This is a genomic window from Scytonema sp. UIC 10036 (assembly GCF_009725235.1).
Genome location: NZ_WJFC01000044.1, coordinates 39,604 through 63,628, shown reverse-complemented (window position 1 = coordinate 63,628; position 24,025 = coordinate 39,604). Strand labels below are relative to the sequence as shown.

Here is a 24,025-nt window from a genome sequence, read left to right as displayed (position 1 = left end):
AACATATCCTTTTATTCGCATTTGGCACGCTGGATGTTCAACTGGTGAAAGTCTATTCTATGGCAATTCTGTTGCATGAAGAAGGCTTTATCACCGCTGTCGGTGTATGCAACTGATATTAACGAAATGGTTTTAAAACAAGCAATATCTAATTTTTCCATTGAACTCATGCAAACTATACTCAAAACTATTTACAGGCAGGAGGAAAAAATCTTTTCAGAATATTACACTGCTGCATACATAATGCGATATTTTCCCTTATCTTAAAGAAATATGGTTTTTTCACAACATAACTTAGCACAGATAATTCTTTTAATGAATTTCATGTCATTCTATGTAGAAATGTATTGATATATATTTCAATAATCTTTACAAAATAGAGTCACAATCTTTTTTACGAAAGCCTAATAGATATGGTATCCTTAGCTTGGGCCGTCAAGAATCCCTCAAATTTACTCCCCATGACAAAATTATAAATGTAGACGGCGATGAAAGATTTATCGTAGGATTAGATAGTGGTTATGGTTAGTAGTTAGTGGTTAGTGGGATTGAACGGACGTGGGTCAGAGTCATTTATAAAGTGAATATTAAATCGCTACTGTATGTGGTAGGTTGGTTTCGTTCCTCAACCCAACCTACTGTAATAAACTACTAATAAGCTAACCAACTACTAACACCAACCATAACACTAATACTTTTAAACTGATTGTTATTGGCGCATCTTTAGGGGGTCAATGCATGTCCGTTTTACTTGCAGGGTTATCGAAAAATTTTCAGTTCCTGTGGCTATTGTTCAACACCGTCAAAAGATTCTAACGATGATAAATTGAAAACTGCGTACAGCAATACAGTCACTAGCGATCGTAGAACCCCAAGATAGGGAAGAGATTTACCGGGCTACGTGTATTTAGCGCCTGCTGATTATCATTTACAGTTGAAGGGAGAAATGTATGCCGTACCGCACCCTTATTTTCCTTGTCTGTTGATGCTCAGTGACCTATGCAAGACATCGATTGATGTCCTCTTTGAAACGGCGGCGGATGCTTACGCCTAAAGTGATTGGCGTACTCTGACAGGAGCCAATCAGATGGTACACAAGACTGGCAAGAATTAGATCGCGAGGTGGCAAAACACGTGGTGGAAGAACCGTCTACTGCCTATTGTGCAACAATGCCCAAAGCACTGTCGCAGCTGCGTTGTGATAAAATTCTACATTTAGCAGATATTTGCCCTTTCTTGGTGAAATTTGTGTATTTAACATAATTCTTATCTTTATTTTGATATAGATAAAGTTATGAACTAACTCATTCATAAGAATAACAATTTATAACTTAAGGTAGTTGAATAAATGAACTATAGGCGTCACAGTCAATAGAAGACTTTGAAAAGCCTTATTCTATTTCTGAAGCGTACTGATTGCGATGTCATTAGAACAAAAGTTAATGTTCTGCTGGTGATGACCATCCAGAAATTTGCTAGCCCTGGAGGCAATTTTAGATAGCTTGGGGCAAAATTTGATTAGGCTACATCAGGAGCGAAGCACTGCGGCACCTTCTCAATCAGGATTTTGCCGTCATCTATTGGATGTGCAGATGCCAGAATGGACGGGTTCGAGACAGCAGCGCTTATTCGACAGAGAGACGTTCCGCCATACCCAATTTTTTTCTCACAGCATATAGCACCAGCGACACTATGTGTACAGGGGTTTACTCTGTTGGTGCAGTGGACTATTTGTTTAAACCTATAGAGCAGAAATTTTAAAGTATAAGGTATCGCTTTTGTGGACTTGTTTAGAAAGCAATGAGGTGAAGCGACAAGCCGCACAACTGGCATTGATGAATGCTGAACTGAGAAAACGTGAAGAAATGTTTCGTTCATTAAGCGTTTGTTCGCTGTCGAATTTTTTCTAAACGGATACTTAGGTAAATGTACTTATATAATCCTCGCTATCAGCTATCTATGGCATGACGTATGAGGAGAGTTGGGTGACGGTTGACGTTGGCATTCATCCAGAGGATCGACAACAAGTTATTGCTGATTGGTATGCTGTATCCAGTAAAGGCAGGAATACAAAGGGGAATTTCGCATCCTCACCCCTAGCAGTGTTGAGCGTTGGGTACTTATGTCTTCATCTCCAATGCTTTCTGATGAAAACAGGTCATCGGTTTGTGGTCGGGTAGAAGATGTTACAGAGCGAAAAAAAGCTGGCAGAAGAACACATAAAGCTAATTCGCGAAACAAACAGCAAGACAAGAGGCGGAAACAGCAAATCGCCTGAAAGATGAATTTTTGGCAACCCTTTCCCACGAACTTCGCACGCCACTGTTTCAATACTTGGTTGGCGAGATTATTGCGCCAACGAAAATTAGATGAAAAGCTATAGTTCGTGCGTTGGAAACGATGAACGCAATGCGGCTTTGCAAGCACAACTCATTGATGACATTTTGGATGTTTCGCGAATTAACGCGGTAAGTTGCAATTGAACCTTGGACGAGTCAATTTGGCACTGTAGTTTCAGCAGTCATAGACAGCGTTCATTTAGAAGCAGAAACTAAAAAGATTCACTGGAGTATATTGTTGAATCCACTGATTCAGAGCAGCAAAAACAAGAGGACAAAAGACGAGAGGAAAGATCAGTACAGCTTGCCGTGTCATTGCGTCTCGCCCTCGCCACATTCTTTACGTTTTGGGGATCCAATCGCTTGCAGCAAGTGGTATGGATTTAGTGAATAACGCGCTCAAGTTTACACAGAAGGTGGACACATTCAGTTCGACTGTCAATGGAAGAGGCATTGGGATTGGGCATTAGACGATGGGATTCTTCCAATCTCCAATCCCCAATACCCAATCCCCAAATATATTCAAATTACAATTAGTGACTACGGAAATGGTATCAGCCCAGAATTGTTTTTACCATGTTTTGATCGCTTCCGCAAGCAGATGGCAGGATCACCAGAAACCAAGCGCATTGGGGCTGGGTTGGCGATTGTACGTTATCTAGTGGAAATGCATGGAGGAAGCGTTCGTCGAAAGTCCGGAATAGGACAAGGAGCGACTTTTACTGTAAGGTTACCTTCTTTTACAAGAAAAGACATGTGTAAAAAAGGAAATGAGGAGAGGAGAGGGAAACAAACCTTTCCTTGCCCCACTCTCCAACATAGAACCTAAAATCAACTCTGGTATAGCAGTTTCCACATCCTCAGTGCTTACGGTGCTAGTTGTTGACGATGATACTGATACTAGAGAGTATATCAGACTGTTTTTGCAACAGCACGTGCTAAGTCACCACTGTTGCATCAGTTCATCAAGCACTTTCAACTATTAGACATCACTGCCCGATGTATTAGTAAGTGATATTGGAATGCCAGAAGAAGACGGTTACCTCTGATCGCAAGTTAAGAAACTTGGAACCAGAGATAGGAGGACAAATACCAGCTATTGCACTACAGCATATTTAAAGAACAAGAACTGCAATGGGCGTTGGAATTAGGTTTTCAAGAGTACGTCACAGCCAGTAGAACAATAACTTGATTAATTCAGTGACCAAAGCTCATCCAACATGGTAAGAGTTAATTTGTCAAGTGTCATTTGTCAAGTGTCATTGGTCAAGTGTCGTTAGCCATTAGCATTAGCGCATTAGCCATTAGCCATTAGCATTAGCCATTAGCCATTAGCCATTAGCCATTAGCCATTAGCATTAACAATATCTGGAAAACTTCTTGCACTGCAGGATGAACTAGCGATGGTTCTGCACGTTCAAGCCTTTTGCTAATGCCGAGTTTTTCGCTAGTGCCTCTATTCCTAAATTTGCTAACTGCAATACATAGGGTAGGGTGCTGTTATTTAGAGCTTGTGTTGATGTCCAAGGTACTGCTCCTGGCATATTGGGAACGCCATAGTGTACTACACCTTCTTCTACATACACTGGGTTAGTATGGGATGTAGCGTGCAGTGTCTCAACACAACCACCTTGGTCAACCGCAACGTCTACAATGACGGAACCAGGACGCATCTGTTTGACCAAACTGCGTGGTACAAGTATAGGTGCTCTACGCCCTGGTACTAATACTGCACCAATCAGTAAGTCAGCATCTTTAACTGCACTTTCAATATGCGCGGAGTTACTGTATAGCAGTTCGACTCTAGAACCAAACAATGTTTCTAAATAAGAAAGGCGTTCGACGTTAACATCAATAATCTGAACAGCAGCGCCCATACCTACGGCTATCTTAGCGGCTTCTGTCCCTACAACTCCGCCACCTAAAATCACAACTTTGCCCGGTTTAACTCCAGGTACACCTCCTAGCAAAACTCCTCTACCACCTTGTTGGCGCTCTAAGAATCTGGCTCCAAATTGTACGGCTAATCGACCGGCAATAACGCTCATGGGTGTGAGCAAGGGAAGCTTATTGCTACCTGACTGTTCTACTGTTTCATAGGCGATCGCAGTCACGCCACAATCTACCAAATGTTCGGTTAATTTTCTATCTGCGGCTAGGTGCAGATAGGTGAATAAAATTTGTTCCTTTTGTAAGAATTTATACTCACTTGATAGTGGTTCTTTGACTTTGACCACTAACTCCCGATTCCAAACAGCATCTGGTGTGGAGACAATTGCTGCACCTGCGTTCTGGTAATCTTCATCTGTAAAGCCTGCACCGACACCTGCGCCTTGCTCTACAAAAATGTTGTGACCATTTTCCTTCAAGACTCGAACACTAGAAGGACTCAACCCGACTCGAAACTCTTGGTCTTTCGTTTCTTTAGGAATGCCAATTTCCATCATGAAACCTCCCTTGTACTGCGACCATAGCCGGAGGCTTGGTCGTATGGGGGTAATCCGGGTAATTGAGCGGGACTCAATGTCCCCGAAATTACCAAACCCGTGTTTCTCGTTAAAATCCGACATTTTGAGTTAGCAAACCTACCTAGCCGCGACCACTTAGCATCGCTAAGTGAGAGGTTTTTACCTGTATAACCTGAACAATAACCGATCACTTTCTTAATTCCCTCCTTGGTTTTTGTTGAGTATTCAATTAAATCCCCTTTTCTTGCCTTGAAAGGGGTTGTAGAACCTCCGTAACGCTCACGAACACCGCCTTTACTGGGTACGGCATCATGCAATCTCCTGCGAGTGATACGAGGCTTAGAAATAACCTTGAACAAAGCAGGAGTGATAGCTACACTGCCAATCCACAAGTGACCGTGAGTATTTGCTGTATGGAACGGCTTGTACTGCACAAAATACCCAGCAGCTAACGCGACCGCATCAACCGCGTGAGTTTCTGGGACTTGCAAGGCTTTGTCCGTTTTGTTTTTGGCAAGATTTAAATACTTGCGAACTTGAGATGTCCCGTTCCCGTTTTTCTGCCAACCTTCAACTGTGACAACTGATGCTATTTGGGATAGTTGTTCAAGCATCCAGTTTTGCCCTACCATTACCGGAGAGAAACCCAACCCTTGCTTGGCTCCCTTTCTACCAGAGGTTATATCAACATCAGCCCTGACTTTCTCTACCCGAATTACTGTAATTGGATAAATACGGGCAAGCTCCGAAATAACTCGTATTTCCAACAGACGGTTTGAGCGGATTGAGGGAGGTAATTTGTTTTTCTTGCGATTATCAAACCGTTTTTGACGGTGATTTCTAAGCTTGAAAACTTTGGTGCGATCGATCCGTCTTCCTCTGCGCCCACGCTTAAGCATAGAGCGATAAGCCATCTTTTCTTTGACTCCTGCAATAGCAGTACCTTGTTTAGGGGTAAACCCCATCAAAACTAGATGAGCCATAAACAAAGTATATTTTGATGACTGCACGGCAACACCAGAATATCGTTTGCCAGGGTCACTGCCAACTGCAATGTTCTGAGTTTCTGTTCCCGATGGTTCAACTAATAATTGAACACACCAGATCCCTAAATCATTCCAAAATGACTTAGCTTTGCCTTGCTTAATCCAGCGTTTAGCACGCGATGCGGTTGTTGGCATTAATGGTTTGCCTGACGATGAAATTACTGGAACTCTTGGATTTTCTTTCTGCATGGTGATAAACCTTGAAAGATAAAGTAATGGTCACTTACCTCATTCAACAATGCGTGTCTTGGCTTTACCCAACCTCCAGACACCCCTGGAGCTACAGAGATTTGAGCTAGTGAAGTACCCAAACGTGATAAACACTGTTGAACTTTTACTCGGTTTTAACGAATTCGCTTCTCAACTCTTCCGAGATTAAACCTGGTTTTCGCGAGCCGAAACTCTCCCAGGCGAGGTATTGAAGCGTTACCTTCTAAGGTTTGTTCCTAAAATCTAAGACTATAGCGAAGCTTAGTCTTAGAGCTTCAATGACTGCCTCTTATAATTTTTTTAATTGTGTCAGTCTCATTCTCGGCCTTTTGAATCAATAACTACAATTTGACCCGAACTTACCCTGATATCACCTAATGTACTTCAAACTTTTGCTATTGACGATCCCCGTGCTAGTTCTACAATAGAATAAGAATCGTAAAGAAATGTGAACGCTAGCGATGGGCAATGGGCAATGGGCAATGGGCAATGAGATTTTAATAGCTTTCACAATGCCCCATGCCCAATGCCCCCATCCCTACTTCCCGTATAATATACAACTTGCCAAAAAGAGGGTTTTTAAATGATGACACAACCACAACCAAGCGTTACTCCCAAACTAGAAGAACCAAAGTTTGGGTTTAATGAGTATGCCGAGCGTTTGAATGGTCGAGCAGCCATGATTGGCTTTGTCCTGATGGTAGTGATTGAGTATGTTACCAATCAAGGGGTATTATCCTGGCTTGGTTTAAGATAACCAGTGACCAGTGACCAGTGACCAGTAACCAGTGAATTTAAAGTGAGTTGACCAGCTGAGCGATCGGCTGGTTTTGACTTAATCAAGGTAATAGCCCTAATACCTCGTGTCTTTACTACCGCTCTCAATCTTTCAGGATGCTTTCGTTGACTTTACGAAAGTATAATGAAGAAGAGGCTCTCAATCAGAGCGTCGTTTGTAATTGAGATATTCTTAGTATATTTACAGAAAAAATTAACACCGAATAAACTAAGCTGCGATGAATGTTATATTTCCCCGTTTTGTGAAATCAGCCTACCGTAGAGAACCAATCATCAGTGTCTTGATTACGATGGGAATCGTAGATGCTGTAATTGGTGGATTTAATGACAGTTGGTCTTTGTTTGTCATTGGTTTGGGGACAGCAGGTGTAACCCTTGCATACAGATTGTGGCGCGTTCAGCAACGTCCCCCTTTACCTGAAGAACCTGTCGTACAGCATTACTTACCGGATCGCTCGTCAAGTTCCGCCCTACCCCTGCTAACAGTGTCTAAGAAAAAACCGCCGTATTAATAATTTTTCTGTTAATTTGGGGAGTTTTTGCTGGTTTTAAGCATTATGCTCCTCTACTTTTCATCACAAGGTATACTTAAAAACACAGTAAAAATTATATTGTGTCAAGTATATGCTTGTATCGAAAAAGAATAAATTCGCTAAAGAAAACCTTGGCTCCAAGTTGTCAGGCGGATGCAATCCCTGTTTGAGAGAGAAAATCTTTCAATACAAGTGGTTAGCAAATCTAAAATCCCAAATTTTCTCTAAAAAAAATTTTATAACGCTACTGGGTTTGGCAAGTGCTACTGCTATTGTTCCCTTATTTCCAATTTCTTCTACCGTTCTTGCCGAAGAGCAAACCATATCTCAAACTCAAGATATATCAGTTCCCGAACCATCAACTAACTTTACCAATGCACGATTGTTATATAGCTTCAGAGAAAATATAGGAACCATTAAATCTCTTGCCTTTAGTCCTAATGGTCAAATTCTTGCTGGTGGTGGAGCAGAAAATGAGGGAATTATCCGTATATGGAGTATGTCAACTGGTAAAATAGTTGCCCGGATTGACAGAGCACATAAAACAGCAGTGGAATCTATATTGATTTCGCCAGACGGTCAAACTTTAGCAAGTGCTAGCTCTGACAATACCATTAACCTTTGGAATTTGGGCAATAATCGGTTTACTCGTTCCTTTGTAGGGCATACCAGCAATGTGCTATCCCTAGCAGTGACTCCAGATAGTAAAATCCTTGCTAGTGGTGCTTTAGACGGTATCCGCTTGTGGGATTTGCTACAGCAGCGTCCGCTTGCTACTTTGGTGCGCTTTGATAATTTTATTTATTCACTAGCAATTAGTCCTGATGGTCAAACACTTGTTAGTGGTGACAGAAGAGGTATTATTAAATTCTGGGATTTAAACTCTGGAAGATTAATCCGCACGATTCCAAGTGCTCATGTGAACACTATCACTAAAATAGTGTTTACCCCAGATGGAAGTAATTTTGTGAGTGCCAGTCGCGATCGCACAATCAAAATTTGGGATACTAGTACCGGAACGCTAGTTCGTACTTTGACAGGGCATAATAACTGGGTGAATGCAATTACCATCAGCCCCAACGGGCAAACTCTTGCAAGTGCAGGCAGAGATGGAATTAAACTGTGGAATTTAACTACAGGTGAGTTATTAAATACACTTTACGGGCATACCGATTGGGTGAGCACCATTGCTTTTAGTCCCAATGGAATAATGCTTGCTAGTGGGGGGTTTGACAGGAGAGTTAATATTTGGCTGGCTCAATAAAATATGACGGAAAAATTATTTTTCTACTGCTCCTAAGGCTTTCAATGTGACTAATGGAGGTGGTGTTAAACCTGTTGCACCAAAAATTGTAGGTTGGGTAGAGCATAAGCGAAACCCAACAAATGCTGATAAATGTTGGGTTTCGTTCCTCAAACGCCACATCGCTCAACTCTGGAAACCAGAGCACGCGAGTGGCTCCCCAACCTACCTTGAATTTGTGTTTTTAGCAAAATCTACGTAGTATTGCGAGCGATCCAAAACAGCTAATTGTGCTTGAAGTATGTTTACCAAGGGAAATTCGCAGAATTTGTAAAATTTTAGAGATTCTTGCCTTCTTTATGATTATTATTCTTTTAGAGATTTATGGCGGGTTGCCATTCAATGAGGTACATTCGGGCGGGTAAGAATACCCACCCCACAAGCTATGAGATCTTCTGAGGCTGTGCTTCACTCGATAGAAATCTGCTATATCTCTACATTAATTCTGATGGGTGAAACGATTTTTCCTCTCTCGTTCCAGTGCCAAGGTTTGTGAATGCAAACTGCGAGGCTCCGCAGGGCGATACAGGAGGCAGAGCCTCCCTTCAGGCATTCCCAGCCTGAGGCTGGGAACGAGAGTTGGGGATCTGTCTGCTTACCCATCAAAATTAATGTGGTGGACAACCACCGTTTTTCATTTTAAAAACTGACATCTACAGTACGACTTGGTGCTTTTCTTCAGACTTCAGGGATTTTTCAAATGCGTCTCATCAACGGTTCCGCCTGTCTTTTTTCTGGATTCCTTACCATTATTTTGACTTACTATAAGCCTAGTGCTTACTGGAATAACGCTAGTCGGAAATTTTTCAGAAACGCGCTCGGAGATAATAATACGACAATTCTTCATCACTCAGTAGGAGTGCTACTCATTGTCGCGGGCACGATCTTAATAGCTCGTGAGTTTGAATTCGACATATTGGTTTTTCTTCCATTCAAGCATTCTTAGCAAACTCTGAAAAAAATATGAATTTTTATAACAATTTCAGAACGCAACATTCGTAAAGCATAAACGAGCTTCGTAACATACTTACGAAGCTCGTTTTCTAAGTTTTCGTTGGTTTTCTTTGTCGGGAAGCTACAGCAAATACAGCAACCCAAAAAGGATAATCCAAATTACATCAACAAAGTGCCAGTAAATTTCGGCTGCTTGTATGCCAAAATGATGTTCGTTGCTATAGTGATCTTTCTTCAGCGATCGCCACAATACAGCAAGAATTGCTAAAACACCAACAGTTACGTGTAAACCGTGGAAACCAGTTAAGACATAAAATGCACTGGCAAACAAATTAGTAGTCAAACCAAATTCTAGATGGGTGTATTCATACACCTGTCCTACTAAGAAAATAATACCCATTGCGGCAGTAATTGCCATCCATAATTGTGTTCCTTTGATATCATTCTTTTTGATTGCGGAATCTGCATTGTGAATGACAAAACTGCTAGCAATTAGGTTAACCGTGTTAACTCCAGGTAACAATAGTTCCAATTCAGGTGTACCTTCGGGAGGCCAAACAGGGAGTGTAGAACGGTAAGCTAAATAAGCTCCGAACAACCCCATAAAAATCATTCCTTCAGCAACCAAGAACATGAGCAAACCAAATATACGATGGTCTGGATGTTCTTCATGATGGGCATCTACAGTTGCTGCATGGTGATGATTTAGGTCAGCCTTCGCTGGATCGATAATTTGACTTTGCATGAATCTTTCGTTGAATTATGAATTATGAATTATGAATTATGAATGAGGAATGAGGAAAATTTTTAAAATTCATCATTCATCATTCATAATTCATCATTTATTTGCTATGGAGGGATATGGCTCGTCGGGATCGGCACGCAATACCGAACTTGGACCCATGGACTTATTGGGATCGGGGTCTTGTAAGTCAGGTTCTTGTCTGAGGTTTTCTAAGCCATAGTCATAGGGTCCGGTTACTAGGACTGGAACTGTTTCAAAATTTTCTATGGCTGGAGGCGAACTTGTCATCCACTCTAGGGTGAGCGCTTTCCAAGGATTGTCACCTGCTTTGGGTCCGTACATCCAACTCCAAATAACGTTGATAATGAAGGGGAATGTAGAAACTGCCAGAAGATAAGCACCATAGGTGCAAATTTCGTTCAAGAAAGTAAATGCAGGATCGTACTGTGCAACTCGTCGGTTCATACCTAACATTCCCAATTTATGCATGGGCATGAAGGCTAAATTCAGACCAACGATTGTGAGGGCAAAGTGAACTCGGCCCCAAAATTCGTTCAGCATCCGTCCTGTCATCTTGGGGAACCAATGATAAAACGCTGCATATATTCCCAGAACACTACCGCCAAACAACACGTAATGTAGGTGTGCAACCACAAAGTAGGTGTCGTGGACGTGAATATCAAAGGGGACTGCTGCTAACATTACACCACTAATACCACCGATCACAAAGATACCCACAAAACCCATTGCGAACAGCATGGCGGTACGTAAGTGGATTTTTCCACCCCACATGGTACCCAACCAACTAAAAATTTTAATTCCAGTGGGTACGGCAATAATCATGGTGGTGATCATGAAAAACATCCGCAACCAACCGGGAATACCACTGGTGAACATGTGGTGCGCCCACACAATCAATCCCAAAAAGCTAATTGCCAAACTGGAGTATGCGATCGCTTTATAACCAAAAATTGGTTTGCGGGAATGAACGGGGATCACTTCAGAAATTACCCCAAAGAAGGGCAAAATCATGATGTACACTGCCGGGTGAGAGTAGAACCAGAACATATGCTGGTACACAACAGGGTCACCACCACCAGTAGGATTAAAAAATGTTGTTCCTGCGAGCAAGTCAAAGGACAGCAAAATTAATCCGGCGGCTAGCACTGGTGTGGAAATTAGAGCAAGAGCTGAAGTTGCCAACATTGCCCAGCAGAACAGAGGCAATTGGAGGAATCCCAAACCGGGAGCACGCATTTTCAGCATAGTTACAAGGAAATTCAGCGCCCCCAAGATTGAGGATGTCCCCAACAGTAAGACGCTAATAATCCAGATAGCCTCTCCTACTTGACCCGTGACCAAACTTAACGGAGGGTAGGAAGTCCAACCTGCATCTGGTGCATCACCTACAACTAAGCTGGCAATTAACAAGATCCCAGCGGGAGGAATAATCCAGAAAGCAACGGCGTTAAGGCGAGGAAATGCCATATCTTTTGCCCCAATCATTAAGGGGATCAAAAAATTTGCAAAACCCGCACCTGCTGGCACAATCCACAAGAAAATCATGATTGTGGCGTGCAGCGTAAACAAACTGTTGTAAACCTCTGGGGTGACAAAATCTACCTCTGGAGTTCGCAATTCGGTGCGAACCAAGTCAGCCATTACGCCACCAATACAGTAAAAGATAAAGGTGGTAACCAGGTATTGAATGGCTATTACTTTATGGTCGGTGTTAAAGGAAAAGTAATCTCGCCAGTTTCTCTGCCCTGGTTCTTCTATCCGGGCTGGAATATTGGCTTTTTCTTGAATTTGCGCTTGTGTCATAGGAAGTATTTTGGTTCTTAGTTAGTTGTTGGTTGTTAGTTGTTGGTTGTTAGTTGTTAGTGGAAATACGACTAACCACTAACCACTAACCACTAACCACTAACCACTAACTCTTAACTAATTGTGAATTTGATGTAACAACTCAGGTTGAATTCCCATGTTATGAGTGTAAGGAGTGAGGAATTCAGAAGGAGATAATTCAGCAGGATTTACAGCAACTGCTTTGTTGAGATCTTCATTGGTAGCTACTTGCTGTTCTTGCAGCCATTGTTGAAACTCTTCTGGCTTTTCCACGACAACTTGTGACCTCATTGCACCATGGTAGGGACCACAGAGTTCCGCACAAATGAGCGGATAGTCACCTTCTTTACTGGGCGTAAAGCGAAGCTCGCTTTGCCTGCCTGGGATCGCATCTTGCTTTAAGCGGAATTCTGGCACCCAAAAAGCATGGATAACGTCATTGGCAGCAATATTTAGTTGGACTTCACGTCCTACGGGAACGTGCATTTCACCAGTGGTGATTCCGGTTTCTGGGTAGGTAAAAATCCAAGCGTATTGCAAACCTGTAACGTTGACTACCAATGCGGGTGGTTTACCTTCATTTCCGGGTGTAGGTCCAATTGTGGGAGCAACACTCCCTACACCAGGTGCATTCCGGAGTTGAGGAATTTGGTCGGAATTGCGAATTTCTGTTGTGGCTGGATCTTGCATTGCCTCAGCAGCTTTTTCCTGGTTTGTATTGGGTTCAGTGCTTGGGGGTGTATCGGATAAAGTTGCTGCTATTGCGGCTCCTGGCATTTTCATTGCTTGTGGAGTGACAGGAGCGTCGTGAACAGCATGGGGATTAAAACCACCCATTTCATTATAAACATCAAAGCTGTAAACAGATATACCAATAACGATAAGAGCAGGAATCGCTGTCCACAGGATTTCTAAAGGTACGTTTCCATGTACCGGAGGTCCATCTGAATTATCACCTGCACGATGGCGATACTTAATTGATGAGTATATTAGAACACATTCAACAAGCAGGAAAATACCAATAGATACGGTCATCATCGCATTGAACAAACCGTCCACTAAAGATGCTTCCTCTGAGGCTGCTGTTGGCATGAGTCCATGATTTGTTCCGAACCACAGGCTGACTAGGGTCAACACTATGCCAATGAGTAACGTCCAGATTGTACTTGGAATTTTCACGGGTTTCTATGTTAGTTAGTGACTTTACGTTAGACCGAGCAGCATACTCACTTTCTACACTAGTTCAGCCTAAGTGACATGGAGAGTAAAGGTGTAAAATTTTTATTAATTTTTAGCTAGCCCGTCAGAAGCCCCACGTCTTACCCTCATGCTGACCATTTGGTTGCCAAACATTCTGTGACTTCAAGAAATATCCCGACCCTTACTTGTTGGCGTTAGGGATCGGGGACGAGGGAAAAGGAAAAAGGGAAAAGGGATTTCATGACTTGGTGGTGAACAATTGCCTTCAGCAGGCTTTGCAAACGCTTATGAGTCATTGTATTGATTATATCAAGCCTGCTGAAGGCATGACATCACCAGCTAAGCCCTAAACTGAACTTCAGAAGTATCAGCCAATGTTGGTGCTCTTCATAACAAGCAATGCCGATCAACACAAACCCCATATGAGCAATTGAAGAGTAAGCTAAACGCCGCTTGAGGTTTGTTTGAGCATAAGCACAGCAAGCACCATAGATGATGTTTACTACGCCTAAAATAGCCAATACTGGGGCAAATGTGACATGAGCATCAGAAAGCATTTCCATATTGATGCGAATTAGCCCATATCTACCCATCTTCAACAACACGCCAGCTAGAATCATTGAACCAGGTGCCGATGCTTCACCATGAGCATCAGGTAACCAAGTATGTAAGGGAAAAATTGCTAGCTTTGTACCAAAAGCAATTAAAAATCCTGCATAAACAACTAACTCAAATGCTTTTGGATAATGTCTCATTCCTAGAGTTACCATGTCAAAGGTAATAGTATCTCCAGAGAATGCCATTGCAAAACCTGCTAGCAGAATAAAGAGTGAGGCAGTGGCTGTGTAAAGAATAAATTTAGTAGCTGCATATCTCCGCTTTTGACCTCCCCAGATGGAGATCAGCAAGTACACTGGCACTAGTTCTAGTTCCCACATGAGAAAGAATAGCAGCAAATCCTGAGAAACAAACACGCCAATTTGAGCGCTGAACATTACCAGCATCAGAAAGTAAAACAAGCGTGGCTTTTGGCAAACATTCCAACCTGCAAAAGTTGCTAAGGTAGTTACTAAACCTGTTAGCAGTACTAAAGGCATGGAAAGACCATCAATTGCCACAGACCAATTCAAACCTAGTTGCGGTATCCAAGAATAATTCTCTACCAGTTGCAATCCAGGATTGTCTAAATTCTAATTACTGTAGAAGACATAGCTGATGAGAAATAGTTCCATTATCCCTACTCCCAAAGCGTACCAGCGAATAGTTTTGCCATCTTTATCTGGGATAAATGGAATAGGTAAACAAGCAACTAATGGCAACAAAATGATTATGCTCAGCCAAGGAAATTGATCGCTCATGCTCTTGGTTCCTTATAGTGAAAATACACGCGAACTGTTGAAAACCTGCTAAAGCATCGGTACACTATTTAATAAGGTAATTAGGGTTCTAACTGGCGTTTGTAACCAATGAATATTTGTCGATCGTTCACTAAAAGCATACTTCTTTGCATCTCAAAAACTTCACCTGCAACTTCCACTATGACTTCATACACCAATGCACTTTCTTTACAGGATTCTAAATCGAGTTTCATCATAATTGGGTTTCTTCCATGAATGTGGTAATGACAGACAAAAGAGTTTCCCAAGCCATGGGAAATCAATTCTGCAATCTCACACCAAATTGCAAACATAATGCGACAGATAGTTGACTTAGATTAAGTCTGAACAAGCTTTACTCAATCCAAAATTCAAAATGGTATCACTTGACAAATCTAGGGTTAAACACAGCAGAATTGATGGGATAGATGAGCCTGGAATGTTAACCAAGTTATTGTTATTCTTGATTGAAGGTTATGTAAAGAAGCTTAAGTTTTAATTGGTGACAAACTCGTGACAAAAAAACAACTTTTTCTAAATTAGAATAATCAAATGATGTGACTTAATGGAAAATTTAGAGCTATGATGGTTGAAGAATCCCAAATGGCGCTCTACACCAAAGGGAGTAAATTTTTATTTGGAAAAAAAATTAGTATCGAGATATGCAGCGTCTAAGAATATCAGTTCGTTGAGTTTTTGGGAAAAGGTTTTTAGGGAAGCGGTAGATCGGCGATCGAACAGGAGCAATTTTTAAGAAAATATTAAATTTTATGAGGAGGAGGGCTACCAATCACAATCAATTCCTGACAACTTGAAAAATCTCTAAAACTTCAGGCTAAAAGTAGCTGAAATAGTTCAAAGTATATGGAGAGACTATCTGCAACCCTAGACTATTACGCTAAGGTGGAGATAGGGAGGCACTTGTGTGCGGGGTCTCCCCTGTTGAGCAAGGTGTCTGTTCCGTATTGACAAGTTTGGAACATAAGCCTGTTGAGCAAGGTGTCTGTTCCGTATTGACAAGTTTGGAACATAAGATAGCTCCTAAAAGTGGCCAAAAGGTATCATTCATGAGCGAATTTGTCCTAAAACAACAAAATACAACAACTGCGCCCCAACAGGTGCCACAGGAACGAATTCGTCGCTTGGTGTGGAAACTGTGTGCCGCCACCTTGATTTTGATGGCAATAGGCAGTGCTACCCGCGTGATGAATGCTGGTTTGGCTTGCCCGGATTGGCCTTTGTGCTACGGGGAATTGGTGCCAACCAAGCAAATGAATTTTCAAGTGTTCTTGGAGTGGTTTCACAGGCTAGATGCAGCATTAATTGGCATTGGCGCGATCGCACTTGTAGCAATATCTTGGTGGTACCGTCAATTCCTACCTCGCTGGCTTCCTTGGGGATCGACATTTGCCTTATTTCTCATCGTTTTTCAAGGGATACTGGGCGGACTAACCGTAACAGAACTCTTGCGGTTTGATATTGTCACCGCCCACTTGGGAACAGCACTGTTGTTTTTTATCACTCTGTTGGTTATTGGCAGTACACTCACTCCCTATCAAGGTACTGGCACCGTTGGTCATTTACCATGGGTAGGCTTAACAGCTGCTGTTTTAGTCTACCTACAAAGTATATTAGGTGCCTTGGTAGGTTCTCGTTGGGCTTTACACCAGTGTTTTGGAGGCTCCCAACTGTGTACTGTGATGTATAGCCATATTATTGGCGTGGTGCCGCCAACAGTCGCAACATTGGCAGTTGTTTTTCTCTCTTGGCGAACACCAGCATTGCATCCAACTTTACGGCAATTAGCAAATATAGCAGGTGGGTTACTTATCATACAACTTTTGTTAGGAGTTGCAACATTTAGGTTGCACCTTCAAGTTGAACCACTGACAGTCTCTCACCAAGCTGTAGGAGCTTGTTTACTGGGTAGTTTGGTGGTTTTCACAGTTTTAGCACTACGTGACTGGGCTAGTAGCCGTGGGATCAACTCTTACCCAGAGAGTGCCAACGCCAACCCTACAAGCTAATTAGCTACTGGCTCTTATTGATTTTAGATTTGAGATTTTGGCTTGGGGACGTTTAGTTATGACTTGTTAATTGTTAATTGTCAAAAGTTTCGCAATTTTGGTGAAAACCCCACCCTATCTGTGGCACGTCTTCTTCTAACAGGTAGGGTTTGTGTGGGGTGATTTGTCATGAGCAAAAGCACAAAATTGACACTTAAAAGTTACTTCCACGCACCAAAATCTTAAACCCAAAATTCTAAGTTTGAGCATGAGAAGCAGATCAATTTGTTGAAACATAAGGAAATAGTGCCAAAATGATCGAGACTAATGTCTCTCGCCACCACCAAACATTTCTACAGGTTATTCATAGCTACTACCAGCTGACAAAACCCAGGATCATTCCCTTATTACTCATTACGACAGCTGGAAGTATGTGGATAGCAGCTAAAGGGGAAGTCAACCCATTGCTGTTACTAGTCACGCTCGCTGGTGGTACTTTGGCAGCTGCAAGCGCCCAAGTTATTAACTGCGTTTATGACCGAGACATAGACTATGACATGGAGAGGACGCGCCATCGCCCTCTCCCTTCTGGTAAAGTACAGCCCCGCGATGCTTTAATTTTTGCTCTCGCACTCGCTGTTATCTCTTTCACATTACTCTCCGTTTTTGCTAACTTACTAGCCGCCTTGCTAGCAATGTCTGGCATAGTGTTTTACGTACTGATTTATACGCATTTACTCAAGCGTCACAGTACCCAAAACATTGTTATCGGTGGTGCGGCGGGTGCAATTCCTGCGCTAGTCGGTTGGGCGGCGGTAACTGGCACATTAAGCTGGGCTGCTTGGCTTATCTTTGGGATCGTCTTCTTGTGGACACCGCCTCACTTTTGGTCCCTTGCTTTGATGATTCGAGATGACTACGCAAAGGTTGGCATCCCAATGCTTCCCGTCGTTGCTGGCACAAAACCAACAGTACAGCAAATTTGGTACTACACCCTAGTGACTGTAGCAGCGACACTGTTGCTCGTTTATCCTCTACACCAAAGTGGAACAGTCTATACAGTCATTGCCCTTTGGTTGGGAGTCATATTCATACACAAAGCGTGGCAATTGCTTCACAATCCTGAAGATCGTACATTAGCAAAAGGATTGTTTCTTTACTCCATTTCTTACATGATGCTGTTGTGTCTTGGCATGGTTATTGATAGTTTGCCCGTTACACATCATGTTATTAATGCTGTTGTGGATAAGTTGCATCTACTTGTAGGGTAAAACTTTAGTGGAAATTTAAGAACGATAAGCCGGGTACGGCTTATCGTTCTTGCTGTCATCATTTTTAGCGTTAAACTAGAAAAACAAAATATTGAGGAGTACGAAAATTATCCCAACAGCAGCACAAACATTGCAATGCTTTCTCCTATGCCGACGCCTAACGATGATGTACAGACCCATTTATCTTGTGCGGTTGGACGAACGCGTAGGTGAAATCGTCATCATCGCTGGTGATGAAACTCAGGTAGCTATACAACCAGATGGAAAATGGGAATTTAGAACATGAAACCTAACTTTAATGAAATGACTCTCAAAGAACTACGAACTTATGTTCTAGCGCATCAAGATGATAACGAAGCGTTTTATACCTATATGGACAGATCTAAGCAAGAAGGAACTTGGGTAAAAATGCCGCCTTTACAGTCAATGGACGATCTAGATAATTATCCTGAGTTCTTAGAGACGATTTCAAAAGACGGAGAACAGTAAGCAAAATCATCGCTGTTAATTGGAAATGATACTAAAATCTCCCAAAATACAATAGTTCTGTTGACTTAATATTACACACCCCCCTATTTCTCGTTCCAACGCTCAGCCTTCCCTTAATTTCTCGTTCCAACGCTCAGCCTTCCCTTAATTTCTCGTTCCAACGCTCAGCGTTGGAATGCATTATTAGAGGCTCTGCCTCTAAATTTTACAAAGGTATAATATCATGGCTCATTTAAATCTACGCCGCCCCGAAAATATTAATGGCGATTTTTATGTCGATACAAGTTGTATAGATTGTGATACCTGCCGTTGGATGGCTCCATCTGTATATACAGACATTAGAGAACAGTCAGCAGTTTATCATCAACCAACAAACGAGAAGGAAAGATTGGCAGCACTTCAAGCTCTTTTATCTTGTCCAACCAATTCTATTGGTACAGTAGAAACGCCTCAAGATATTAAAATTGCTCAACTCAGTTTTCCAATTCCAATTGAAGATAACGTCTATCATTGCGGCTATCATTCAGAAAAATCTTATGGAGGCGCTAGTTACTTTATTCAACTTCCTGAAGGTAATGTTTTAGTAGATTCTCCCCAATTTGTGCCTCCTTTAGTCAAAAGGTTGGAAAAAATGGGCGAAATTCGCTATATGTACCTAACTCATAAAGATGACGTAGCGGATCATCAAAAGTTTGCTGACCATTTTAAGTGCGATCGCATTCTCCACACAGAAGATATTACTACAGGAACTCGTGGTGTAGAAATACAGCTAACAGGTTTAGAACCTTTTTTACTAACTCCTGAATTATTGATTATTCCCGTTCCCGGTCACACCAAAGGACACACTGTTTTACTATACAAAAACAAATTTCTTTTTACTGGCGACCATTTGGCTTGGTCTGACGACCTCAAACAGCTAGAAGCCTTTCGAGATTACAATTGGTACTCTTGGTCAGAACAAATTAAATCCATGCGCCAGCTTGCAAATTACTCATTTGAATGGGTTTTACCCGGTCATGGGCGGAGGTATCATGCCGATCCCGACACCATGCGCGAGCAAATGAATAAGTGTATTGCTCTAATGTCGAGCCGATAACTTAATCTGTTGGCATTCCTCGCATACTGCTATTGGGCTAAGTATAATCGCTCAGCTAATCGACTCAAGAACAGTTCCTCAGCGACAGCAATAAAATACTGGAGGTATCGTACTTCCTGGTTTTTAATATTTTAAAAGTCTCAATTTTAAACAAATATATATTGGACATCTTAAAAGAGTCTACCTATGATGCTCCTATAAGCACAAACGATTTGCGATCGTCGCATAAATATAGCCACTTATTTTGCGATAATCACAGAACAAATGCATCATAGGGAAGATGACAGCACCGGGGAATAGCAAAATGTTAGAGAATTTTAGAAGCCAAGTTGTGACACAGGGAGTGCAGCGATCGCCAAATAGAGCCATGCTGCGTGCTGTTGGTTTTAAAGATGAGGATTTCACCAAGGCTATTGTTGGTATTGCCAATGGCTACAGTACTATTACTCCCTGTAACATGGGAATTAACAAACTGGCGGAAAGAGCAGAAGCGGGAGTCCGAAGCGCTGGGGCTATGCCACAACTCTTTGGCACAATTACCATCAGCGATGGTATTTCTATGGGAACAGAGGGAATGAAATATTCCCTAGTATCGAGGGAAGTCATTGCTGATTCTATAGAAACTGCCTGCAACGGACAAAGTATGGATGGTGTCTTGGCAATTGGCGGTTGCGATAAGAATATGCCAGGAGCAATGATTGCTATTGCTCGGATGAATATTCCTGCCATCTTTGTGTATGGAGGAACTATCAAACCCGGACACTATAAGGGAACCGATTTAACCGTTGTCAGTGTTTTTGAAGCGGTGGGGCAATACGTTGCTGATAAAATAGATGAAAATCATTTCATGGAAGTAGAGCGCAGAGCTTGCCCTGGTGCTGGATCTTGCGGTGGTATGTTTACAGCAAATACCATGTCTAGTGCCATTGAAGCAATGGGTATGAGCTTGCCTTATTCTTCCACAATGGCAGCCGAAGATGAAGAAAAAGCTGATAGCACGGAAAAGTCAGCCTTTGTCTTAGTAGAAGCCATCCGCAAACAAATCTTACCCAGCCAAATTATTACCCGCAAATCTATAGAAAATGCTATTTCTGTCATTATGGCAGTCGGTGGTTCTACAAATGCGGTGTTACATTTGCTGGCAATTGCTCGTGCTATCGGTGTAGAACTTTCTTTAGATGATTTTGAAACGATTCGCGCTCGCGTTCCCGTACTGTGCGATTTAAAACCAAGTGGACGGTATGTAGCAACAGACTTGCACAAAGTCGGTGGAATTCCGCAAGTCATGAAAATGTTACTTGTACACGATCTACTCCACGGTGACTGTCTCACTATTACTGGAAAAACAGTGGCAGAAGTGCTAGCAGAAGTTCCCGATGAACCACCTGCCAATCAAGATGTTATCCGTCCTTGGAACAATCCCATGTATCAACAAGGACACTTAGCCATCTTAAAAGGGAACTTGGCAACAGAAGGTTCTGTAGCAAAAATTACTGGAGTCAAGACACCAAAAATCACGGGACCAGCAAGAGTTTTTGAATCGGAAGAATCCTGCTTGGATGCAATTCTAGAAAAGAAAATTAACCCAGGAGATGTTCTTGTTATCCGCTACGAAGGACCTAAAGGTGGACCGGGAATGCGGGAAATGCTTGCTCCGACTTCAGCACTGATTGGTGCTGGCTTGGGAGATTCCGTCGGACTGATAACCGATGGACGCTTCTCTGGTGGGACTTACGGTATGGTTGTCGGTCACGTTGCACCAGAAGCAGCTGTTGGGGGTGCGATCGCTCTCGTAGAAGAAGGCGATACAATCACAATTGATGCCCACAATCGTTTGCTGCACTTACACCTGTCTGATGAAGAACTAGCACAGCGACAAGCTAATTGGCAAGCACCCCCACCCCGTTACACAACTGGCGTGTTAGCAAAGTATGCCAAGTTAGTTTCTTCCTGCAGTTTAGGTGCCGTCACAGATTTGAATTTGTTTTAGCCAACCATCATCATAACCCTCTCACACAGGGAGTAGTCCTCTCGTTCCCAGGCTCAGCCTGGGAATGCAGTCAGCGAGGCTCTGCCTCCTCTGATTGGCTACTGTTTTCATCAGGTTTGAGCCAGTTTTCTACCTTTAAATTAGAAATGCGAGAAAATTCACGAACATTGGCGGTAACGAGAGTTAGATCGAGGCTCAAAGAATGGGCAGCAATTAGTAAGTCATTACCTCCAATCGGTTTACCTTGCTGTTCTAAATCTGTGCGAATTTCTGCGTAACATAGCTCTACAGGATGAGTTAAAGGTAGTATTTTAATACTATTTAAGATGATTTCAAGTTTTTCTATAAGCTTTTGAGAGTTCTTTTTTTTCGATCCAAATCTTAATTCACACGCTACTACAATACTTGTACAAACTGTATCTTCTCCAATATTTTGAATTTTTGAAAATACAACTCCTCTGGGATTTTTAATTAGTTCGGAAATGATGTTTGTATCTAACAAGTATAAATAACTCATTTTTACAGTTCAATATCATCCAAGGGTAACAACCCTTCGTCCACATCAGCAAAGTCTTCATCTAATGGTTCAAGAGTTGAGAGAGTTGCTAGGAGAGATTTTTTCTGGATCGGGAAAATAATGGCAGAAGGAACACCATTTTGTACAACAGTGAGCGTTTCACCTGTTTTTTGAGCTTGGTTAATGAAGTTTTGGACTGTTTCGGGTAGTTCTGCAAGGGTAATTTGTTTCATATTAATTTTTGAGGTTAAGGGACAAGAATCTATCATACATCTATTCTACCTATGACGGCGTAGCTAATAAGGGAGTGCATTTTTTGTTGAGAACAAAATCTCCATCCCACCGCTGTGAATCTTTAAAAGTGTGTTTAAATTCTTGAAAAATTGCGCTCGTTGCCTGTGATACTTGAGGAGGATTCTCCCAAAGGTTATCTTTTTGGTTTCTGTTTACAAGTAAGAGTCTGAACTTACGCGCTACAAAACCAAAGTTTGTAGCCTTTTTTCTTCTAGCTCTTAGGGTAGTGTACTGCCTCATATAAATCTCTCCTATTCCAAAGAACACAGATAAGTCTGCTTCTTAAAGTCTAATTTTCTGTTGCCATATATCTATATAGCTATTCTTGTATTCTCTTTTTTCTTTCTTCACTGTTTCCCTTTCCTGCCTTTAAACTGTTAATCTAGTATAGCGAATAAAGAAGTATTTTATATCTTATACCAATTCTCTATGAAGCCGACAGCATGGCTGATGAGGGCGGTACCTTTTCCATCGAGTTTTCCCTCGTTCCTGTGCTGCAGCCACAGAATGCAGTTAGCGAGGTTCTACTTCGTTTTGTTGGAGCATAGGAGATATATTACTACTGGCACTCACGACTTAAGATTAATTGCCCTGATGCAGTTCGATAAACACCTTGAGCTTCAACGATTGGGTCGCCTTTTTTCCAAATTGCTCGATTGATAGGGCTGGATTGATTGCTAGGTATGACATTTCTTACTGAGCCAGTTGCATAATTTGACACTGATACATCACCGGGTCGGTTGGGTAAACCACCTGTACCTGTGATAGTGAAACTACTCTCTTGTTTTCGGTTTCCACGAGCTATACAGCCACTCAAGAACAATGGCAAAAAGTCGCAGATTTTTTACCTAGAGTCAATAGAGATTTAAATCCAAGACCATCAAGATTCAAAGGAGAGCGTCTTCCTGTAGAGAGCATTTCTTGGTTTGATGCAGTAGAGTTTTGTGATAGACTCTCTAAAAAAACAGGACGTATGTATCGTTTACCAACTGAAGCAGAGTGGGAATATGCCTGTCGGGCGGGAACGAAAACACCATTTTACTTTGGTAATACGATTACAGCCGAAGTTGCGAATTACGATGGTAATGCTCCCGAAGACAAATGGCTCAAAAAAAGTACCGAAGTAGGAAGCTTTCCAGCTAATGACTTCTGTTTACATGATATGCACGGGAATGTGTGGGAATGGTGTCTAGACGATTGGCATGAAAGCTATGGGGACGCACCAACAGACGGAAGTGCCTGGATAACTGATAATAATGAATATCGGCTGTTGCGAGGTGGTTCGTGGAGCAGCGATCCCGAGGTCTGCCGTTCTGCTTATCGTCTCAGGAGCCGCTCCGACAACGACAACGTCAGCATCGGTTTTCGTGTTGTAGCTGTTCCTTCTGCTACTGAGAAAGATGGTTTTTCGCTGACATATATGGCTGATAATAGCTTAGTTACTTAATTTTATATTAGACAATCAAGCTACGTAGTAGTTTATACCTCATTTTTCGTTTCAATTAAGATGCGTTTACCCTGCTAATTTACTTATGTGATGAAAAT

General features: G+C 42.0%; 25 protein-coding genes and 2 pseudogenes. 17 read left to right on the top strand and 10 right to left on the bottom strand.

The window, feature by feature from the left end; genetic code table 11:
• The first annotated feature begins 946 nt into the window (after positions 1 to 946).
• The 6 genes from F7734_RS63695 to F7734_RS21525 all read left to right on the top strand — a co-directional run bounded on the left by F7734_RS63695 (position 947) and on the right by F7734_RS21525 (position 3,168).
• Positions 947 to 1,054, top strand: a complete 108-nt coding sequence (locus F7734_RS63695) for a hypothetical protein (RefSeq protein WP_243147009.1) — start codon at positions 947 to 949, stop codon at positions 1,052 to 1,054.
• 5 nt (positions 1,055 to 1,059) lie between these two features.
• Positions 1,060 to 1,263 carry a chemotaxis protein CheB gene (locus tag F7734_RS63690; RefSeq protein ID WP_243147005.1) on the top strand — a complete coding sequence of 68 codons (204 nt, stop codon included), beginning with the start codon at positions 1,060 to 1,062 and terminating at the stop codon, positions 1,261 to 1,263.
• A gap of 209 nt (positions 1,264 to 1,472) precedes the next feature.
• Positions 1,473 to 1,679, top strand: coding sequence for a hypothetical protein (locus tag F7734_RS63685; protein WP_243147004.1), 207 nt, complete (start codon positions 1,473 to 1,475; stop codon positions 1,677 to 1,679).
• 306 nt (positions 1,680 to 1,985) lie between these two features.
• Complete coding sequence (locus F7734_RS63680; RefSeq protein ID WP_243147010.1) at positions 1,986 to 2,180, top strand: hypothetical protein; 195 nt, start codon at positions 1,986 to 1,988, stop codon at positions 2,178 to 2,180.
• Entirely contained in the window at positions 2,123 to 2,278 is a 156-nt protein-coding gene (locus F7734_RS63675; RefSeq protein WP_243147003.1) for a hypothetical protein, read from the top strand. Before F7734_RS63680 ends, F7734_RS63675 begins: the two co-directional genes overlap by 58 nt.
• Positions 2,279 to 2,904: 626 nt before the next feature.
• Complete coding sequence (locus F7734_RS21525) at positions 2,905 to 3,168, top strand: ATP-binding protein (RefSeq protein ID WP_347566254.1); 264 nt, start codon at positions 2,905 to 2,907, stop codon at positions 3,166 to 3,168.
• Positions 3,169 to 3,677: 509 nt separating this feature from the next.
• Here the strand turns inward: F7734_RS21525 and ald are convergent.
• Both ald and F7734_RS21515 read right to left on the bottom strand, forming a co-directional pair.
• Positions 3,678 to 4,783, bottom strand: a pseudogene (ald, locus tag F7734_RS21520) (alanine dehydrogenase).
• Positions 4,783 to 6,042: an RRXRR domain-containing protein gene (locus F7734_RS21515; RefSeq protein ID WP_155746574.1), complete on the bottom strand. Its 1,260-nt coding sequence runs from the start codon at positions 6,040 to 6,042 to the stop codon at positions 4,783 to 4,785. Before F7734_RS21515 ends, ald begins: the two are co-directional and overlap by 1 nt.
• A 607-nt stretch (positions 6,043 to 6,649) precedes the next feature.
• Between F7734_RS21515 and F7734_RS21510 the strand changes: the two genes are divergently transcribed.
• From F7734_RS21510 to F7734_RS21495, 4 genes are all read left to right on the top strand, one after another.
• Positions 6,650 to 6,820: a chlorophyll a/b-binding protein gene (locus F7734_RS21510; RefSeq protein ID WP_026134662.1), complete on the top strand. Its 171-nt coding sequence runs from the start codon at positions 6,650 to 6,652 to the stop codon at positions 6,818 to 6,820.
• 259 nt (positions 6,821 to 7,079) lie between these two features.
• Positions 7,080 to 7,373 (top strand): hypothetical protein, encoded by a 294-nt coding sequence (locus F7734_RS21505; RefSeq protein ID WP_155746573.1) that lies wholly within the window; start codon positions 7,080 to 7,082, stop codon positions 7,371 to 7,373.
• 112 nt (positions 7,374 to 7,485) lie between these two features.
• Positions 7,486 to 8,658, top strand: a complete 1,173-nt coding sequence (locus tag F7734_RS21500) for a WD40 repeat domain-containing protein (protein WP_155746572.1) — start codon at positions 7,486 to 7,488, stop codon at positions 8,656 to 8,658.
• Between the two features lie 46 nt (positions 8,659 to 8,704).
• The gene (locus tag F7734_RS21495) at positions 8,705 to 8,899 is read left to right on the top strand and encodes a hypothetical protein (protein WP_155746571.1); all 195 of its coding nucleotides are present in this window, start codon (positions 8,705 to 8,707) and stop codon (positions 8,897 to 8,899) included.
• 873 nt (positions 8,900 to 9,772) lie between these two features.
• Here F7734_RS21495 and F7734_RS21490 read toward each other — a convergent pair.
• The 5 genes and pseudogenes from F7734_RS21490 to F7734_RS21470 all read right to left on the bottom strand — a co-directional run bounded on the left by F7734_RS21490 (position 9,773) and on the right by F7734_RS21470 (position 15,131).
• A complete protein-coding gene (locus F7734_RS21490) occupies positions 9,773 to 10,396 on the bottom strand; it encodes a heme-copper oxidase subunit III (RefSeq protein WP_155746570.1) in 624 nt (207 codons plus the stop codon).
• Positions 10,397 to 10,489: 93 nt separating this feature from the next.
• The gene (gene ctaD, locus F7734_RS21485; RefSeq protein ID WP_155746569.1) at positions 10,490 to 12,220 is read right to left on the bottom strand and encodes a cytochrome c oxidase subunit I; all 1,731 of its coding nucleotides are present in this window, start codon (positions 12,218 to 12,220) and stop codon (positions 10,490 to 10,492) included.
• Between the two features lie 117 nt (positions 12,221 to 12,337).
• Positions 12,338 to 13,420, bottom strand: coding sequence for a cytochrome c oxidase subunit II transmembrane domain-containing protein (locus tag F7734_RS21480; RefSeq protein WP_166482053.1), 1,083 nt, complete (start codon positions 13,418 to 13,420; stop codon positions 12,338 to 12,340).
• A gap of 356 nt (positions 13,421 to 13,776) precedes the next feature.
• Positions 13,777 to 14,799 (bottom strand): annotated as a pseudogene (locus tag F7734_RS21475) (NADH-quinone oxidoreductase subunit M); the annotation flags it as partial.
• A gap of 80 nt (positions 14,800 to 14,879) precedes the next feature.
• The gene (locus F7734_RS21470; RefSeq protein ID WP_155746568.1) at positions 14,880 to 15,131 is read right to left on the bottom strand and encodes a hypothetical protein; all 252 of its coding nucleotides are present in this window, start codon (positions 15,129 to 15,131) and stop codon (positions 14,880 to 14,882) included.
• 753 nt (positions 15,132 to 15,884) lie between these two features.
• Between F7734_RS21470 and F7734_RS21465 the strand changes: the two genes are divergently transcribed.
• The 6 genes from F7734_RS21465 (at position 15,885) to ilvD (ending at position 21,669) form a co-directional block, all read left to right on the top strand.
• A complete protein-coding gene (locus F7734_RS21465) occupies positions 15,885 to 16,844 on the top strand; it encodes a heme A synthase (protein WP_155746567.1) in 960 nt (319 codons plus the stop codon).
• 293 nt (positions 16,845 to 17,137) lie between these two features.
• Positions 17,138 to 18,094 carry a heme o synthase gene (locus tag F7734_RS21460; protein ID WP_155746566.1) on the top strand — a complete coding sequence of 319 codons (957 nt, stop codon included), beginning with the start codon at positions 17,138 to 17,140 and terminating at the stop codon, positions 18,092 to 18,094.
• A 91-nt stretch (positions 18,095 to 18,185) separates the two neighbouring features.
• On the top strand, positions 18,186 to 18,380 hold the full coding sequence (locus tag F7734_RS21455) for a hypothetical protein (protein WP_155746565.1): 195 nt from the start codon (positions 18,186 to 18,188) through the stop codon (positions 18,378 to 18,380).
• A complete protein-coding gene (locus F7734_RS21450; RefSeq protein ID WP_155746564.1) occupies positions 18,377 to 18,583 on the top strand; it encodes a hypothetical protein in 207 nt (68 codons plus the stop codon). The genes F7734_RS21455 and F7734_RS21450 overlap by 4 nt, the downstream gene beginning before the upstream one ends.
• 223 nt (positions 18,584 to 18,806) lie before the next feature.
• Positions 18,807 to 19,679, top strand: a complete 873-nt coding sequence (locus F7734_RS21445; protein ID WP_155746563.1) for an MBL fold metallo-hydrolase — start codon at positions 18,807 to 18,809, stop codon at positions 19,677 to 19,679.
• Between the two features lie 304 nt (positions 19,680 to 19,983).
• Entirely contained in the window at positions 19,984 to 21,669 is a 1,686-nt protein-coding gene (gene ilvD, locus F7734_RS21440; protein ID WP_155746562.1) for a dihydroxy-acid dehydratase, read from the top strand.
• A 70-nt stretch (positions 21,670 to 21,739) separates the two neighbouring features.
• Here ilvD and F7734_RS21435 read toward each other — a convergent pair whose 3' ends face one another.
• The 3 genes from F7734_RS21435 to F7734_RS66195 form a co-directional block, all read right to left on the bottom strand.
• Complete coding sequence (locus F7734_RS21435) at positions 21,740 to 22,171, bottom strand: type II toxin-antitoxin system VapC family toxin (RefSeq protein ID WP_243147002.1); 432 nt, start codon at positions 22,169 to 22,171, stop codon at positions 21,740 to 21,742.
• Between the two features lie 17 nt (positions 22,172 to 22,188).
• A complete protein-coding gene (locus F7734_RS21430; RefSeq protein WP_155746560.1) occupies positions 22,189 to 22,419 on the bottom strand; it encodes a type II toxin-antitoxin system Phd/YefM family antitoxin in 231 nt (76 codons plus the stop codon).
• Positions 22,420 to 23,039: 620 nt separating this feature from the next.
• Positions 23,040 to 23,201: a hypothetical protein gene (locus F7734_RS66195; RefSeq protein ID WP_155746559.1), complete on the bottom strand. Its 162-nt coding sequence runs from the start codon at positions 23,199 to 23,201 to the stop codon at positions 23,040 to 23,042.
• Between the two features lie 60 nt (positions 23,202 to 23,261).
• Here F7734_RS66195 and F7734_RS21420 point away from each other — a divergent pair, with 60 nt between their 5' ends.
• Positions 23,262 to 23,927 (top strand): formylglycine-generating enzyme family protein, encoded by a 666-nt coding sequence (locus F7734_RS21420; protein WP_155746558.1) that lies wholly within the window; start codon positions 23,262 to 23,264, stop codon positions 23,925 to 23,927.
• Positions 23,928 to 24,025: the final 98 nt, after the last annotated feature.